Source organism: Streptomyces deserti (genome assembly GCF_054782695.1).
Genome location: NZ_BAAGRZ010000024.1, coordinates 80157 through 92461 on the forward strand (window position 1 = coordinate 80157; position 12305 = coordinate 92461).

The following is a 12305-nucleotide window of genomic DNA, read 5'->3' on the forward strand; positions in this document are numbered from 1 at the left end:
GGTGGCGCCCCGGGCCGGCTGGTTGCTCTGCGTTCAGGCTTCGGCGGCGGCCTTGTCGTCCGGGATCGGGTATTCCGAGGCCGGGTTGGTCAGCAGCGCCTTGACGGCGCCCCGGAAGATGTCCAGGGCGGCGGTGTCGTCGGTGTGCGCGTGCGCCCGGTCGTGCGCCGTGTTCAGGACCTTCTCGATCTCGGCCATGGTGAACAGGGGCGGGCGCGGTGCGCCGTCCGCACGGCCGGACGTATATGCGGGCAGCAGCGTGTAGTGGTCGACGCGCGCCAGATCGGCGGCGGGACCCTCCGCGTGCCGGTCGCCGGTCGAGATCCGCCGGGCGTGGGTGTCCGTGGCGCGGTACCACTCGATGCCCCAAGGCCGGTCGAGAGCGACGATCAGGGCGCCGTCGTCGTCCCGGGCGAATGCGGGCTCGACGGCGATCGTCTCGGCCATCAACGCGATCTGCTCGGCCAGGTGCCTCTTCGCGGCGGCCTGGGTGGAACCGCGTCCGACGAGCGCGGCCAGCCTCAGGCGCCATCCGTCGCCGCGCCGGGCGGGGCGTTGCGTTGCGACGCCGGTCAGCGGGACGGCAACTGTCTTGGCGTCGGTGGCGGAAGCATCAGCGGGCATGAGGAATCCTCTCGGTTCTCGGGAGTTGGGGCCGGTCCGTGAGCTGGACACCGGCCCATGCGCGGCCCCGGGGACTGCACCAACCCGGGGCCACACCGCGTCACACGCGAGCGTGGCTCGGGTGGCGGAGCACGAACAGCGCCTTCTCCTGGTCGGTGGTGGAGCGAACGAGCCGGGTGAAGTTCTCCCCGCCCCACACCGTCCACCGGTCGCCGCCGATCTGCGGCGACCACGTGAGCGCGTACCGTTCACCGTCGGACGTGGTGACGTCCCACCATCCGCGCTGCGTGCGCGCCGTGACGGTGGCACCGTCGATAGCCGGAATCTCCGGACGCGGACCGTAGCGGCGCTCTACATACGACAGGTAGTCGGCCGTCGGCTCGATCGCGATACGCCACCGGCGCCGGGAGGCGTCCGTCCCTACCTCCGTCCACGTCCAGCCGGGCACGGGACGGAACCCTGCCTTTACCAGCGCACGGGATGCCGCTGCCTCCGCGTCGTCCTGGCGGACGTCGTGGCGGATGTCCAGCCGGATTACGTGCGCTGTGGCGCACAAAGTGCCGGACTCGTCGAGCAGCCACACCACCGTTTCCCGGGTGCCCCGGTTCCGTACCAGCTCCGCCGTCACCGGCCGCGTGCGCTCCTCCGCCCGCCGGTCGCGCTCCAGCGCCTCAGCATCCGGCCACTCCTGCCGGTCGGTGCCGTCCGTGGCGAGTCGGTGAGCCGCTGGGTGGTCGTCCTGCGTGGTCATGTCGTGGTGTTCCTCTCCGTGGAGTTGGGGCCGTACCCCGGATGGGGTGGCCCGGTGCTCCCCGGCCCGACTCGATCGGGCCGCACACCGTCTGTGGCGGGGGCTGCGGTGCCTAGAAGGGGGGTTCGTCATGGCGGCGGGCACGGGCGGTGTGAAGCCGGTTGTTCGCCTCGGCCAACCTCTCGCCGTCCGCGACCTCGAACGCGCTCCGGTCGACCGTGTGACCGCACTCCCACGCCGTGCACACGTAGACCGGTCCTGTGCTCGCGTTCAGGCCGGGCACGGGCGTGTAGCCGCCGTAGTGGCACTCGGAGCAGATGTGCGGCGTGAACACCTCATGCCGGATGAACAGCTCTCCCGTGTGGCGCTGTTCAGCGATCCGGGCCCGCGCCCGGCCGCGCTGGATGCATGCCTTGTCCTCACACGCCCGGCTGCCGATGACCCCGTCGGTGGAACCGTCGTACAGGGTCACGGTGCCGGTGTCCTCGCACGAGCCGCAGAACGGGGTGCCCTCGGTGGCGTGTCCGAGCATCGCGAGCGCCACCCGCTCAGCCGGTGAGAATTCGAGGTAGCGCACCAGGGCGCCCAGGGTGCCCGGCTCGACACCTTCGGGCCGTCCGTGGCAGGTGTGGCGGCCGGTCTTGTGATCGGTGACGACGTACCAGCGGATCCGGTCGCGCACCGGAAGGCCGTTGCCCTCCAGCCGGTGACCGGTCTCGATGAACAGGGACTGTCCGGCGGTCTGGCCGTCCACGCCCTCACGCGCCTTTCCGGCCGACTGGGGGCCGTCGAGTCCGAGGACGTCACCGGCCGCGTTGAATGCGTGCACCGTGTAGCCGTTGGGCTCGGTCTTGCTGGTCATCGTGCGGGTTCCTCTCTCTCGGGGGGACTGCCCGTTCTCCGGGCGGGTGGTGGAGCCGGGGCGCGGCAGCCGCGCCCCGGCTGGAAGGCAGCGGTCAGAGCCAGGAACGGACAACGCTCGGGCGCTCGCGGTAGCACTCCGCGACGACCTGCTCGAAGTCGGCGTCCGGGTCGTCGAGCAGAGTGAGCGACGCGTTCACCATGAAGTTGTCCAAGTCATCGGGGCAGGAGCGCCCGTTGTGCTCGGCAGCGAGATCGACGCCGTTGGTCACGGCCTGGGAGACCTGGTCACGGGTGAACAGCGGTGTGTCGTCGTCGGAGGGCGGGGTGGCCGGGGTCGCCTTGTAGTGGTCGTTCTTCACTTCGGCCCACTGTGCGCCCGGCTTTTCCAGGAGCGTCATGGCGGCGGCGCGGGCCCAGGTGAACGGGTCGGCAGAGCTGGGGACGCGGGCTTCGGCGGCGGCCATGGCCAAGCCCTTGGTGATGGCGTTGCGTACCTGGGCGCGGGAGTACAGGACGGTCATGTCGGGTGATGCCCTTCACTTCAGATTTGTGGCCCGGGAGTTCTCCGGGCGGCGGGCGCCCCGACCGGATCGTGGCCGGGGCGCGGTCGCGCGGGGCTCAGTCAGTCGCCCTTGCGGAGTTCGCGGATGGTGTCGGCGACGCGGGCGGCGATGTCGCCGAGACGGTCGCTGGACCACACGTCGACGACGTCGATGCGGCGTCCCTCGGGGAGGGTCACGACGTGCAGGACTCCGCTGTCGGAGACGGCGAGGGTGTAGCCGTGGTCCTCGTCATCCGCCTGGAGGTAGGCGCGCACGCCCCACGAGCCGGAGTCTGCGGACCACTCTTCACCGAGGAGATCGGCGGCGGCGCGGCCGATGTCGGAGACGGCGAACGGGAACTCAGTGCCGGGCTCGGGGTGGTAGTAGCCCGCTGCGTCGCGCGAGAGGGAGTTGGCGTAGGCCTTCTCGTACGCCACGATGGCGTCCAGTGCGACGCGGCTGGCGATGCGGCGGTACTTGCGGCGACGGCCGACCTGGGCGAAGCACACGGCGGCGATGGCCTCGTGAACCTGCTTGGCGGTGTCGGCCCAGACCGCGAGGTGGTTACGGGATGCCGCGTACTCCCGCATCACGGTGAGGCGCATGGCGAGCAGAGGGGCCACGCGGACGGGGAAGGCGGAGTATCCGCCGAGCGCGGCGCGCGCCTCGGGGGCGTGCGGGGCGATGGTGATACGCATGATTGAGTCCTTTCGAGCAGGCCGGTTGCTCCCCGGCCGGAAGCTGCGGGGCGCGCGGCGGGCGCCCTGGAGAGCGGAAGGGATGGGTGCCGGGCGCGGCGGTCCGGCCGGCTCGTGCGTCCGACGACGTTCACGAGCGAGCTCGCGCGTGGGCGCATCCGCGCATCCCGGCGATTCGGTGGATCCCGGCTCGCTGCTGGCAGCTGGAGCCGGGCGGCGCCCTCAGGCCACGCTCAGCGGCTTGTCGGGCTCGTTCCATCCCCAGTCGTCCGTGACGTCCCGGCCGTCCTGCATGACCTTGATCGAGTAGCCGTACGGGTGCCACAGACCCGACTCCCGGGCCGTCTCCTCGCCGTGCTTCTCAACGTCACGCTTGACGGCGGACGTCAGCGCCTCGTAGGCGTCGTCGTAGTTGTCGAACGGCTCGATGTCGCCGGTCTCGCACACCATCCAGAACTCGGTCTGCTGGGTGTCCTCGGCCAAGGTGATCTCCTCGGTGGATCGTGGGTTCCGGAGGCTTTGCCCTGCCCCCTCTCGACATAGGTAAATCTACCTTTCTGGGGTGGGGTGGTCAACGTGAAATCCCGGCCCAACAGGGGTCAATCTCTGCGGATTTCGCCCTGGCCGCAGGGCGGTGGAGACGCGCATACGCTCGCGATGCCGCACACGGCCACGGCGCCGAGCCGCCCCCCGGTCCGGTGCCGGTGGATGCCCCCCTCCCCGTCCCGGCAAAGAAAAGAGCGGGGCCCGAACGGACGGAGCGCAAGGACGCGGCGTAGCCCGGCCTTGCGCTCCGTCCGCCGAGGGCCCCACACTCGATCGCCGGGATGCGAAGGTGAGAGTGTCGACCGAGGCCTGTCCGTTCGGGTCGCTCCATGGTCAGCGGGGTCACGCGGGGGGCGCGAGGAGTGCGGCGATGGCCGTCTCGTTGTAGTACGGCGTGTCCGCCACTGTGATGACTGGCGTGGGGGCGTTCTTGCGCTTGAGCAGGGTCTTCACCCGCTCTCGGCGTTGCTCGGGCGTGAGTGCGGCGGCCGTCTTGGGCAGTCGCTCGGCGATCTGGCTGCGGGAGATCAGACCGCGCTCGGGGAGAACAGCCTCGGCTGCCTGCCGCAGGTAGCGGGCCGCAACGTCGGCGCTCACACCGAGTTCCTGGGCCAGCACTTGGGTGGTCAGGTCTTCGCCCTTGTCGATTGCCGTGTTCAGGCGCCTGGTCACCTCCTTGCGGCGGGTCTCCTTCGTGCCGGACTCGGCTGCGATCTCGGCGGGCCGGGGGCCGGTGTATCCCGGACGGGTGGTGTCGTACCACCGGAACCAGGCGGAGACTTCGCTGGCGTCGAACTTGCGGTCGTACTCGTCGCGTGGTGGGAACGGGCGCTCGGGATGGTCCCGGTAGTCGGCGGCGAGCAGCCGGACGGCGGTCGGCGTCACGCCGCGAAGACGCGCCATGTCAACCCAGCGCCACCGCTCGCCGGGCGTGTGGGGCATGTGATGGGGTTCCGCGGCGAGCCGGGGCCCAGGGCTCACTTCCGGGGCCCTCTCGTCGGGGCCGAAGAGCTTCTTGCGCACCCACTGAGCGCCCTCGTCGAAGGGGAAGAGCTGGACTCGCCGGGGGCCGGTCCGGGCTTTGGAAGCGAAGTCCGGGTCGGCGTCCAGCCAGTTTCGGACCGTCTTCTCGGCGACGCCGGCGAGGTGCGCGAAGTCCTTGCGGGTGAGCTCTTGGGCGTCGCGCCGTAGCTCCGCGAGCCGCTGTTCGAACTGTGTTCTGGTCGTGGTCATCGTGGCTCATCCTGTCTTATGCAAGGCCCTACACTGTCTGGTACTGCAACGGGCTCTCCATGGAGATTTCCGATTGTGGGTTCCAGGGGCCGGCGGCTTTGCCCAAGTCAGCACACTCCGGTGGTGCTGGTACGGACTTCGTCCGTGTCGTCGGCCCCGCTTTCGTCTCCGGACGCCTCGCCGCTCGTCCGGCGCGAGGCAAACCACTCGGCGACGGCCTCCGCGCACGCGGCGGCGTGGGCCATGAGGTCCCAGCCGGGCTCTGCCTCGTAGACCAACTCGATATCGCAGTAGTCCGAGCCGTCGTAGCCCTCGTATGCCCTGGCGTACAAGCCGCCCGTGTACTGGGCAACGGGGATGCTGACATAGCGGGGGGTGCAGAGAACGATGTGCTCGCGGTCCAGGGCCTTGTCCTGGGAAAGGTGCGGCGGGTGGGCGATGACGAAGTCCTCATCGAGTTCCAGGAACCCAGGGACTTCACGGACGGCCAGGGCGTGCAGCAGCACGGCGGCGACGGGAATCGCGGCAAGGTTGTTCATGGGAGGCATGCCTTTCAACGTGGTCGGGCTTGCGTTGCCGGAGGCGTGGGCGAGGGAGAAGACGGTGGCCAAGCCGCCCAGCGTGACCAGCCAGGACTGGTCAGCGGGGCCCGGCGTCTACGGGGCTTAGGACGCCGACGCTGATCGCGAGAGCCTCCACGTCGGCGTCTGTGGAGGGGGCTGCGTTGGCTGTGGGCCGGTGCCGGGAGGAGACCAGGCGCAACCTGGCCGGGGCGATCAGGCGCAGGGCCTGGCGTGCCGCCCGCTCGAAGCCCGCGCCGGGGTCGGCTGGGGTGCTCGCGGTGGTGGTCATGGGAAGACTCCGCTCGGGGGCCGTTCCTGGCGGGCGGGAGGTTCGCCCGCCCGCCAGGAACGGCGTGGGTTCCGGTCCGCCGCTCGGCTTGCCCTGCCGGACGGTGGACGAGATTGCGTCGGTCAGCGCGGCAAGGAATCGCTCCGGGCGCTTCCGGGGTTGTCCGGGCGCGGCCGGAGAAGCGTGCGGCGTCGCTCGGCGTAGGCGGCGACCTCCTCGGTGGGCAGGACCGTACGGTCGAGCGGGTTCTCCTGGACGTGCCACATGCCGCTGCCTTCGTCGCCGTGCGGCCGGAAGTCAACGATGAGCTTCAGGTCCGCCAGGGTGGCCAGGGCGATGTGCGCCTGCTGGTCAGCGCGCGGGAGCCGTTCGAACTTCACCTGGTTCAGGTCCGCCACGAAGAACCGCAATCCGTTCTTGAAGAGGTCCTCGGAGCTGAGGTTCAGCCGCTCGGCGCACAGCAGCAGATCGGCCAGAAAGCGGGCGATGACCTCGGTCACGTCGGAGGGGGCCAGGGCCGCGAGTTCCTCTTCGTCGGCGAACCTGCCGAAGTCGAGAATCTCGAATTCCCCGCGCAGTTCCCAGATGCGGCGCTGAAGCAGGTCGAAGTTGTTGAGGTTCCGGCGGGCCCAGTAGTGCAGGACGTCGCCGAACAGGGTGGTGATGGCGTTCTCCGCCTCGCTGCGGAAGTAGGGGCTGGTGCGGAGTACCTCCCATCCGGCAGCCCACCGGTCTCGGCCGTAGGTAAGGACGGCGCGCATGCCGCGGACGGCGGGGTCCTGGTTGAAGACGGCGCCGACACAAGAGGTGTCGAGGTACTCCCACACGGCGGCTTCGCCGCGTTCGGTGCGGGTCTGGATGCGGGAGGGGGTGTCCATGCTCGGTTGCCTTTCGAGTAGGGCCGGACGCAAGTTCGCCGGCTGGAGAAGGGGACGGGCCGAGTCCGGGACGCGGGCGACCGTGCGCATGTCCGCGTCCCGGACGCAGGGGGTGGGTCAGATCCTGGGGAGGTGGACGTGCGCGTTGTCGCGGATCCATGAGGCGACGAACTTCGCGCAGTCGGCGGACTCCTCGGCGATGCCCCCGGGCACGTGGGATCTGCTGTACAGCGTTTCGATCAGGTCGCCGTCGGCGTCGTGCAGGGTGATCGTCCACGGCTCGTCGTGGGCATCGACCGGCCGGTCGGCGCTTTCGTCGGACTTGACGAACAGGCGCGGGCCGGTGTGGACGTCGTCCCCGGTGGCGGCGATGTCGAGCGGGATCACGCGGTATGTGATGCCGCACTCCCACATGGGGTACGACGGCACGCCGTACGCGCTGAGGGCGGCGTGCAGCACGTCGCCCTCGGTCGGCGCGGGCTCGTCGACGGGGCGCAGCTCGATGTAGCTGCCGGGCAGGGCCACGGTGTACGTGCACGACGCATCGAGGAGGATCCGTGCGTACGGGACCTTCTGCCACTGGCCGAGGATGAACTCAACGCGGTCGGCCGACAGGGAAGCGGGGTGCTCGACCTCGTCACCGTCGTGGGAACTGGCGTAAGCAGCCGTGTAGTTGACGGCGTGCGCGACCGGGTTCGCCGGAGCGATCACGGTGCCGTGCTCGGGCACGGGGTGCACCTCGCGGTGAGCCGTGCCGAGAGCCAGCCGACGAGCGGCGGCAACGACCTCATAGGCGGCCGTGAGGGCTGTCTCTTTGCGGAGGGACTGCTCGCGGTCCCTCCGCTGCGCGTCCGCGGCTTCGATCCATTTACTGCTGTAGTCGCCGGGGAGGAGCCGCTGTTCGGAACGCCACTGGGAGAGGCGGCCGTCTGTCCTGCTGATCTGTCGCTGTTGCCTCCATGCCGCGCTCCGGTGGAGGGCCAGCACGGCCAAGGTCTGATCCAGCTGATGCCGCGCGGCCGTGAGCCGTTCGCGGGCGGCGGTGCGCCGGGCATGTGTCTGCATGGGGTGCTCTTTCCGTTGGTGGGTTCGGCTCCGGTGCGCGGCTTTGCCCTGCCGCGCACCGGAGAGATGTGGATCTGTGCTGCTAGTCGAGGGCCTCGGCCAGGGCGCCGAGCAGCTCTCGCAGGGAGCGCTTCAGGCCGTTGGATCCGGCGGCCTCCAGCACGTAGATGAGGAGGTTGGTGCAGATCTGTCCGGCCAGCTCGGGGGCACAGGAGGTGTTGAACGTCGCCCAGCCGTCGGGCGCGGAAGCCCAGCCCGGCGTGACGACGTTGCCCTCACCGTCGATCTTGGTGCCGTCCTCGCCGACCCAGCGAAGGGCGTAGGTCAGGTGAGCGAGTCCAATCTCTGCCTGCGTCGACTTGATGAGAGTGGAGTAGTCGGTGGGCGGTTCGATGGGGAGAGGCCCCTTGAAATTCATGGCTGGTTGCCTTTCACGGTTGTGGGTTCGGTGCCGGTGCGCGGCTTTGCCCTGCCGGGCTCCGGCTGGGAATCGAGACGGTCGCCTCTGGCGGCCTGACGAAGGCGAGAAGTCACCCCGGAGGCCCCGTTTCGACATAGGTAAATCTATGCTTCCAGGCTCCAGGGGGTCAACGGTGTTTCGGCGCTTCGGACCCCCGAACTTCGGGCGCCTTGGGGGACTCCGGGCATCCGTACTGATGCCGCGCGGAATCCGGGGCGCGACCTTATGGCCGCTGGGTTTTCTGTTGCCCTGGTCCGGTCAGCTGCGAGCGAGTTCGATGATCCGCCGCAAGGGGAGGTTCTTTTTGAACGGCTTGCCCATGCGCTCCTCGGCCCCCGCGTACTCGTCGAAGATCTCCGGATTGGCCCGCGCGGACTCGATCAGGTCCTCCCTCTTCGCCAGGGGGCACGCCCTGCAGCTGAGCCGTCCCACCCGCTCATAGGCGGGGTGCCAGGGGATTCCGTTGTCTCGGTGGAGCTTCCAGACCTCGGAGGTGTTGAGGTGATGGACTGGCAGCCAGGTCGTAACGACGCGCAACGTCTTCGCGGTCATCCGGTGCTGCTCGACAACCGGCTTCTTCGCGCGGGCCCGGGACTCCTCGGCCCGCATGCCCATCGCGTATCCGGCCCGGATGGGGCGGCCGAGTCGCAGTTTGGCGCCGAGCTCGTCGACGAAGTCGCGCCCGACGGCCGTCTTTGTGTCACTTGTGCAAAATCTTGCGAAATATCCCGGCCAGTTGCCGTGGTCCATGATGCGGTCCCACAGGGACGGCCATTGCTTGCTGCGGCGGACGGCGAGCGGCACGCCGTACAGGGCGGCATGGCCACGGGCTACCTCAAGCGCGCCCGGCCACTCGATCAGGTGCCCGTTCGGCGTACGACCGAGGTCGCAGTGCAGCAGCTTGACCTTGTGCAGCTGGCCCGCCTTGTCGGCCTGTGTGCACACCGTGTGCACGAGGGCTCCGCTGTCCTTCCCCCCGCTGTCGCCGACGACCACGACGTCGTGGGTCCCAGTCCCACTCGACGGGAGCCGCGGGTGCGGCCGGCGGGGTGAAAAGTTCGAGTTGGGCGCCGCACGGGCTGCCACAGGGTGGAGGGGGGAGGGTGTTCTTCGACATGGGTTTCTCCCAGAGTGGGGTTGTTGAGTGGGGCCGCCCGGGACCGGGCAGCAAGGGCGGTCAGTCCGGCTGCCCTGGCTGGGCGGAGGCGGCGTCTGCCAGGACAGCCGGCTGGATCAGCGCGGCGAGATCAGGTGCACGTACGTGGTGATGACGGCGTGCGCTGCCGCCTCGCTGAGGCGCAGAATCTCCAGGTTGCACACGGCGGTCATGTCGGGGCCGGACAACTCCACGAGTGCGACCTCGACTTGCCAGCGCGCGGACAACTCGGAGGTGTAGGTCGGAGTGTCGGACGCCTCCTCGTCGTAGCCGGGGAGGGGACGGCTGTCGACCACGCCCAGAAGACCGGCGGTGCGCTGGTCCAGCCACCGGGCGGCGTCGCCTTCGTAGTCCGTCGGGTCGTGATAGGCGGCCTCCTCCCTGTCGGGGGTACCGCCGACAGCGGTGAGGATGGCGGGTACCAGGTCGAGCGGCAGGAGTGTGAAGCGGACGTTGTGCCCGTTGCGTGTGTAGGTGTTGGACCACCGGCCGGAGGTGGACGAGTGGGTGAACGACACGTCCACCCACGGCGACTCGCTAGGTCGGGACCGCGTCACCTGGGGCCGGATGCCTCGAGTGAGCAGGAGCCGGATCGCGGCGCGTCCGGTGCGGGTGTGCTGGATGGTGCGGGCGACTTCTTCGCGGGCTACGTGCCGGGGGTCGGGGCAGGGCATGGGCGCTCCATCAATGTGTGGGCGCCGGGCCCGGTTTGCCCTCCGGGCCCGGCTGGATGGGACGGACGTGGAGCCGCCCTGCGGCGGCTCCACCGGGAGTTACAGAACGGCGGCCACGCGTTCGCCGAGCCACTGCGCGACGTTGCAGCTCACGGCGTTACCGGCCTGGACGGTCTTGGCTGCGTCGCTGCTGCCCGTGACGATGTAGCCGGGCGGAAACCTTTGGGCGTTCATCTGCTCGCGCCACTTGAGCATCCGGAAATGGCAGTCCTCGATGCGCGCCGCCTGGCGCAGGAGCCCGGCCGAGTCGTGCGTGGACACGGTGTGCAGCGGCTCGGACGTGCGCTTGGGCTTCGCACCCCGCCGGTACGGGATGACCAGCCCATGGTGGTTGCCGCCCGCGGTGACCGCGGACAGCGGCCGGTTGATCCGGCGCGCCTTGCCGTGGTTGCGAAGCTCGACGACGAACGGCGGAGCCGCCAGGTCCGGGGACGATGTGGCGTACGGGAAGTGGCCGTCCGGGATGAGCAGACCTTCCCCGATCTTCGCGCACCGGGACGGAAGCGGGGCCATGTCGGGCCGGAATGCCCTGCCGTCGTGTCCGCTGTGGTTCAGGGTCACCACCGAGGGGTCCTCGGGGAACATCTCCAGCCCTGCCGCGATGCGAGCCATGGTGTTCTCGACCAGCGGCGGAAGCCCGTGCTCGGCACGGTCGCCGATCCGAACGCCCTCGTCGTCCCAGTTGATGATGGAGGACGCGGGCCGGACGTACGGCTCCACGATCCCGTGGCCGCACGGGCACGTGTAGTCGTACTGCTTGCCGTACTTGCCGATGCCGCTCTTCTGGCCCTTCCGCGGCTTGCGCCAGGTCTGCACCGCGTGAACGTCCTCGTCGCAGACCTCGCAGAAAGCGAGCGGGGACGGCTTCACGTCCGGAAGCCGGATCCCGACCCGCGTGAACACGATGTACAGCCTGTCGCGCCACTGCGGAGCGGGAAGGTTGAACTCGTCCCCGATGTGTGCGGACGAGACACAGACGATCTGGTATTCGTAGCCCAGCTGCGCCATTCCGGCCAGCCACCAGTCGAACAATTCCCAGTCGGTCGCGAACTCGATGACGTTCTCGACCAGTACGGCCTTGTAGCGGTGGAGTTGCACGGCGCGGATGACTTCGAACGCAGTGGCCCGTGTCCGCTGGAAGGCCTTGTCCGGGAGGGCTTTCCATTCCTCGTCGTCCAACTGCCCTTTGAGGCGTGGGCGGCCCCCTGCGGGACTTATCTCCGTGCAGATGGGGCTCGCCCAAAGAATGTCCGTCTTCGGGAGCCGCCTCATGTCGTAGTACTCCATCTCAGCGCAGAGATGCTCTGCGTCGGGATGATTGGCCGTGTGCGTGTCGACCGCGACCTGCCAATGATTGGCCGCGAGTTTGAGTTCAAGTCCTGCGTTGACGAGGCCCGTACTGGAGCCGCCAGCGCCCGCATACATGTCGGTGAAAGTGAGACTCAAATTATCTTCCTGCGATTGTGGGTTCCTGGGCGCGTCAGGCCCGGTTTGCCCTCCGGGCCTGACGCGGTGAAAGAGTTCGGAAGCCGCTACTTGCCGACGGTCCGGGACGTGAGCCAGACCGCGGTCTCGATGACGTTCTCGACCTCGACCACCTGGAAACCGCGGGTCTCCGCCGCGCGGATCAGGTCATGGGTGGAACGGGTGCCGAGTTCGGCCGCCAGGAGGCGGGCGATGCGCAAGCGGGGGTCCTCGGCTTTGAAGGCGGGCCGTCGGCCTGCCGGACTCCAGCTCGTCACCCAGGGCGGGGACGCCCACAGCAGCGGGACCGTCTGAAGCTGGTCAGGAAGCATGGCCGCTTCCGGGCCGCTGGTGTAGTCGGTCAGCGCCAGGTGCCAGTGGTTGGGGGCCGGGGGAATGCGGGGGGTCATGTGTCCATCCGTGGTTGTGGGTTCGCGC

16 protein-coding genes are annotated in these 12305 nt (G+C 69.3%); all 16 read right to left on the reverse strand.

What is annotated here, in order from left to right; all coding sequences use genetic code 11:
- Positions 1 to 33 precede the first annotated feature (33 nt).
- Positions 34 to 624: a hypothetical protein gene (locus ACYVMZ_RS29785; protein WP_461085092.1), complete on the reverse strand. Its 591-nt coding sequence runs from the start codon at positions 622 to 624 to the stop codon at positions 34 to 36.
- A 100-nt stretch (positions 625 to 724) separates the two neighbouring features.
- Positions 725 to 1375: a hypothetical protein gene (locus ACYVMZ_RS29790; protein WP_461085094.1), complete on the reverse strand. Its 651-nt coding sequence runs from the start codon at positions 1373 to 1375 to the stop codon at positions 725 to 727.
- A gap of 112 nt (positions 1376 to 1487) precedes the next feature.
- Entirely contained in the window at positions 1488 to 2237 is a 750-nt protein-coding gene (locus tag ACYVMZ_RS29795; protein ID WP_461085096.1) for a hypothetical protein, read from the reverse strand.
- A 94-nt stretch (positions 2238 to 2331) separates the two neighbouring features.
- Complete coding sequence (locus ACYVMZ_RS29800; RefSeq protein WP_461085098.1) at positions 2332 to 2760, reverse strand: hypothetical protein; 429 nt, start codon at positions 2758 to 2760, stop codon at positions 2332 to 2334.
- Positions 2761 to 2861: 101 nt separating this feature from the next.
- Positions 2862 to 3479, reverse strand: a complete 618-nt coding sequence (locus ACYVMZ_RS29805) for a hypothetical protein (RefSeq protein WP_461085100.1) — start codon at positions 3477 to 3479, stop codon at positions 2862 to 2864.
- Between the two features lie 222 nt (positions 3480 to 3701).
- Complete coding sequence (locus ACYVMZ_RS29810; RefSeq protein ID WP_461085102.1) at positions 3702 to 3962, reverse strand: hypothetical protein; 261 nt, start codon at positions 3960 to 3962, stop codon at positions 3702 to 3704.
- 405 nt (positions 3963 to 4367) lie between these two features.
- Positions 4368 to 5258 carry a hypothetical protein gene (locus tag ACYVMZ_RS29815; RefSeq protein ID WP_461085104.1) on the reverse strand — a complete coding sequence of 297 codons (891 nt, stop codon included), beginning with the start codon at positions 5256 to 5258 and terminating at the stop codon, positions 4368 to 4370.
- 107 nt (positions 5259 to 5365) lie between these two features.
- Positions 5366 to 5869, reverse strand: a complete 504-nt coding sequence (locus ACYVMZ_RS29820; RefSeq protein ID WP_461085106.1) for a hypothetical protein — start codon at positions 5867 to 5869, stop codon at positions 5366 to 5368.
- A 28-nt stretch (positions 5870 to 5897) separates the two neighbouring features.
- Complete coding sequence (locus tag ACYVMZ_RS29825) at positions 5898 to 6110, reverse strand: hypothetical protein (RefSeq protein ID WP_461085108.1); 213 nt, start codon at positions 6108 to 6110, stop codon at positions 5898 to 5900.
- A 122-nt stretch (positions 6111 to 6232) separates the two neighbouring features.
- Complete coding sequence (locus ACYVMZ_RS29830; RefSeq protein ID WP_461085110.1) at positions 6233 to 6988, reverse strand: hypothetical protein; 756 nt, start codon at positions 6986 to 6988, stop codon at positions 6233 to 6235.
- Between the two features lie 117 nt (positions 6989 to 7105).
- Positions 7106 to 8053, reverse strand: coding sequence for a hypothetical protein (locus ACYVMZ_RS29835; protein ID WP_461085112.1), 948 nt, complete (start codon positions 8051 to 8053; stop codon positions 7106 to 7108).
- 82 nt (positions 8054 to 8135) lie between these two features.
- Positions 8136 to 8471 (reverse strand): hypothetical protein, encoded by a 336-nt coding sequence (locus ACYVMZ_RS29840; RefSeq protein ID WP_461085114.1) that lies wholly within the window; start codon positions 8469 to 8471, stop codon positions 8136 to 8138.
- 300 nt (positions 8472 to 8771) lie between these two features.
- On the reverse strand, positions 8772 to 9509 hold the full coding sequence (locus ACYVMZ_RS29845; protein ID WP_461085116.1) for a phosphoadenosine phosphosulfate reductase domain-containing protein: 738 nt from the start codon (positions 9507 to 9509) through the stop codon (positions 8772 to 8774).
- Between the two features lie 237 nt (positions 9510 to 9746).
- Positions 9747 to 10343: a hypothetical protein gene (locus ACYVMZ_RS29850; protein ID WP_461085118.1), complete on the reverse strand. Its 597-nt coding sequence runs from the start codon at positions 10341 to 10343 to the stop codon at positions 9747 to 9749.
- A 99-nt stretch (positions 10344 to 10442) separates the two neighbouring features.
- Positions 10443 to 11828 carry a DNA cytosine methyltransferase gene (locus tag ACYVMZ_RS29855; protein WP_461085168.1) on the reverse strand — a complete coding sequence of 462 codons (1386 nt, stop codon included), beginning with the start codon at positions 11826 to 11828 and terminating at the stop codon, positions 10443 to 10445.
- A gap of 107 nt (positions 11829 to 11935) precedes the next feature.
- The gene (locus tag ACYVMZ_RS29860; protein WP_461085120.1) at positions 11936 to 12277 is read right to left on the reverse strand and encodes a hypothetical protein; all 342 of its coding nucleotides are present in this window, start codon (positions 12275 to 12277) and stop codon (positions 11936 to 11938) included.
- Between the last annotated feature and the right edge of the window lie 28 nt (positions 12278 to 12305).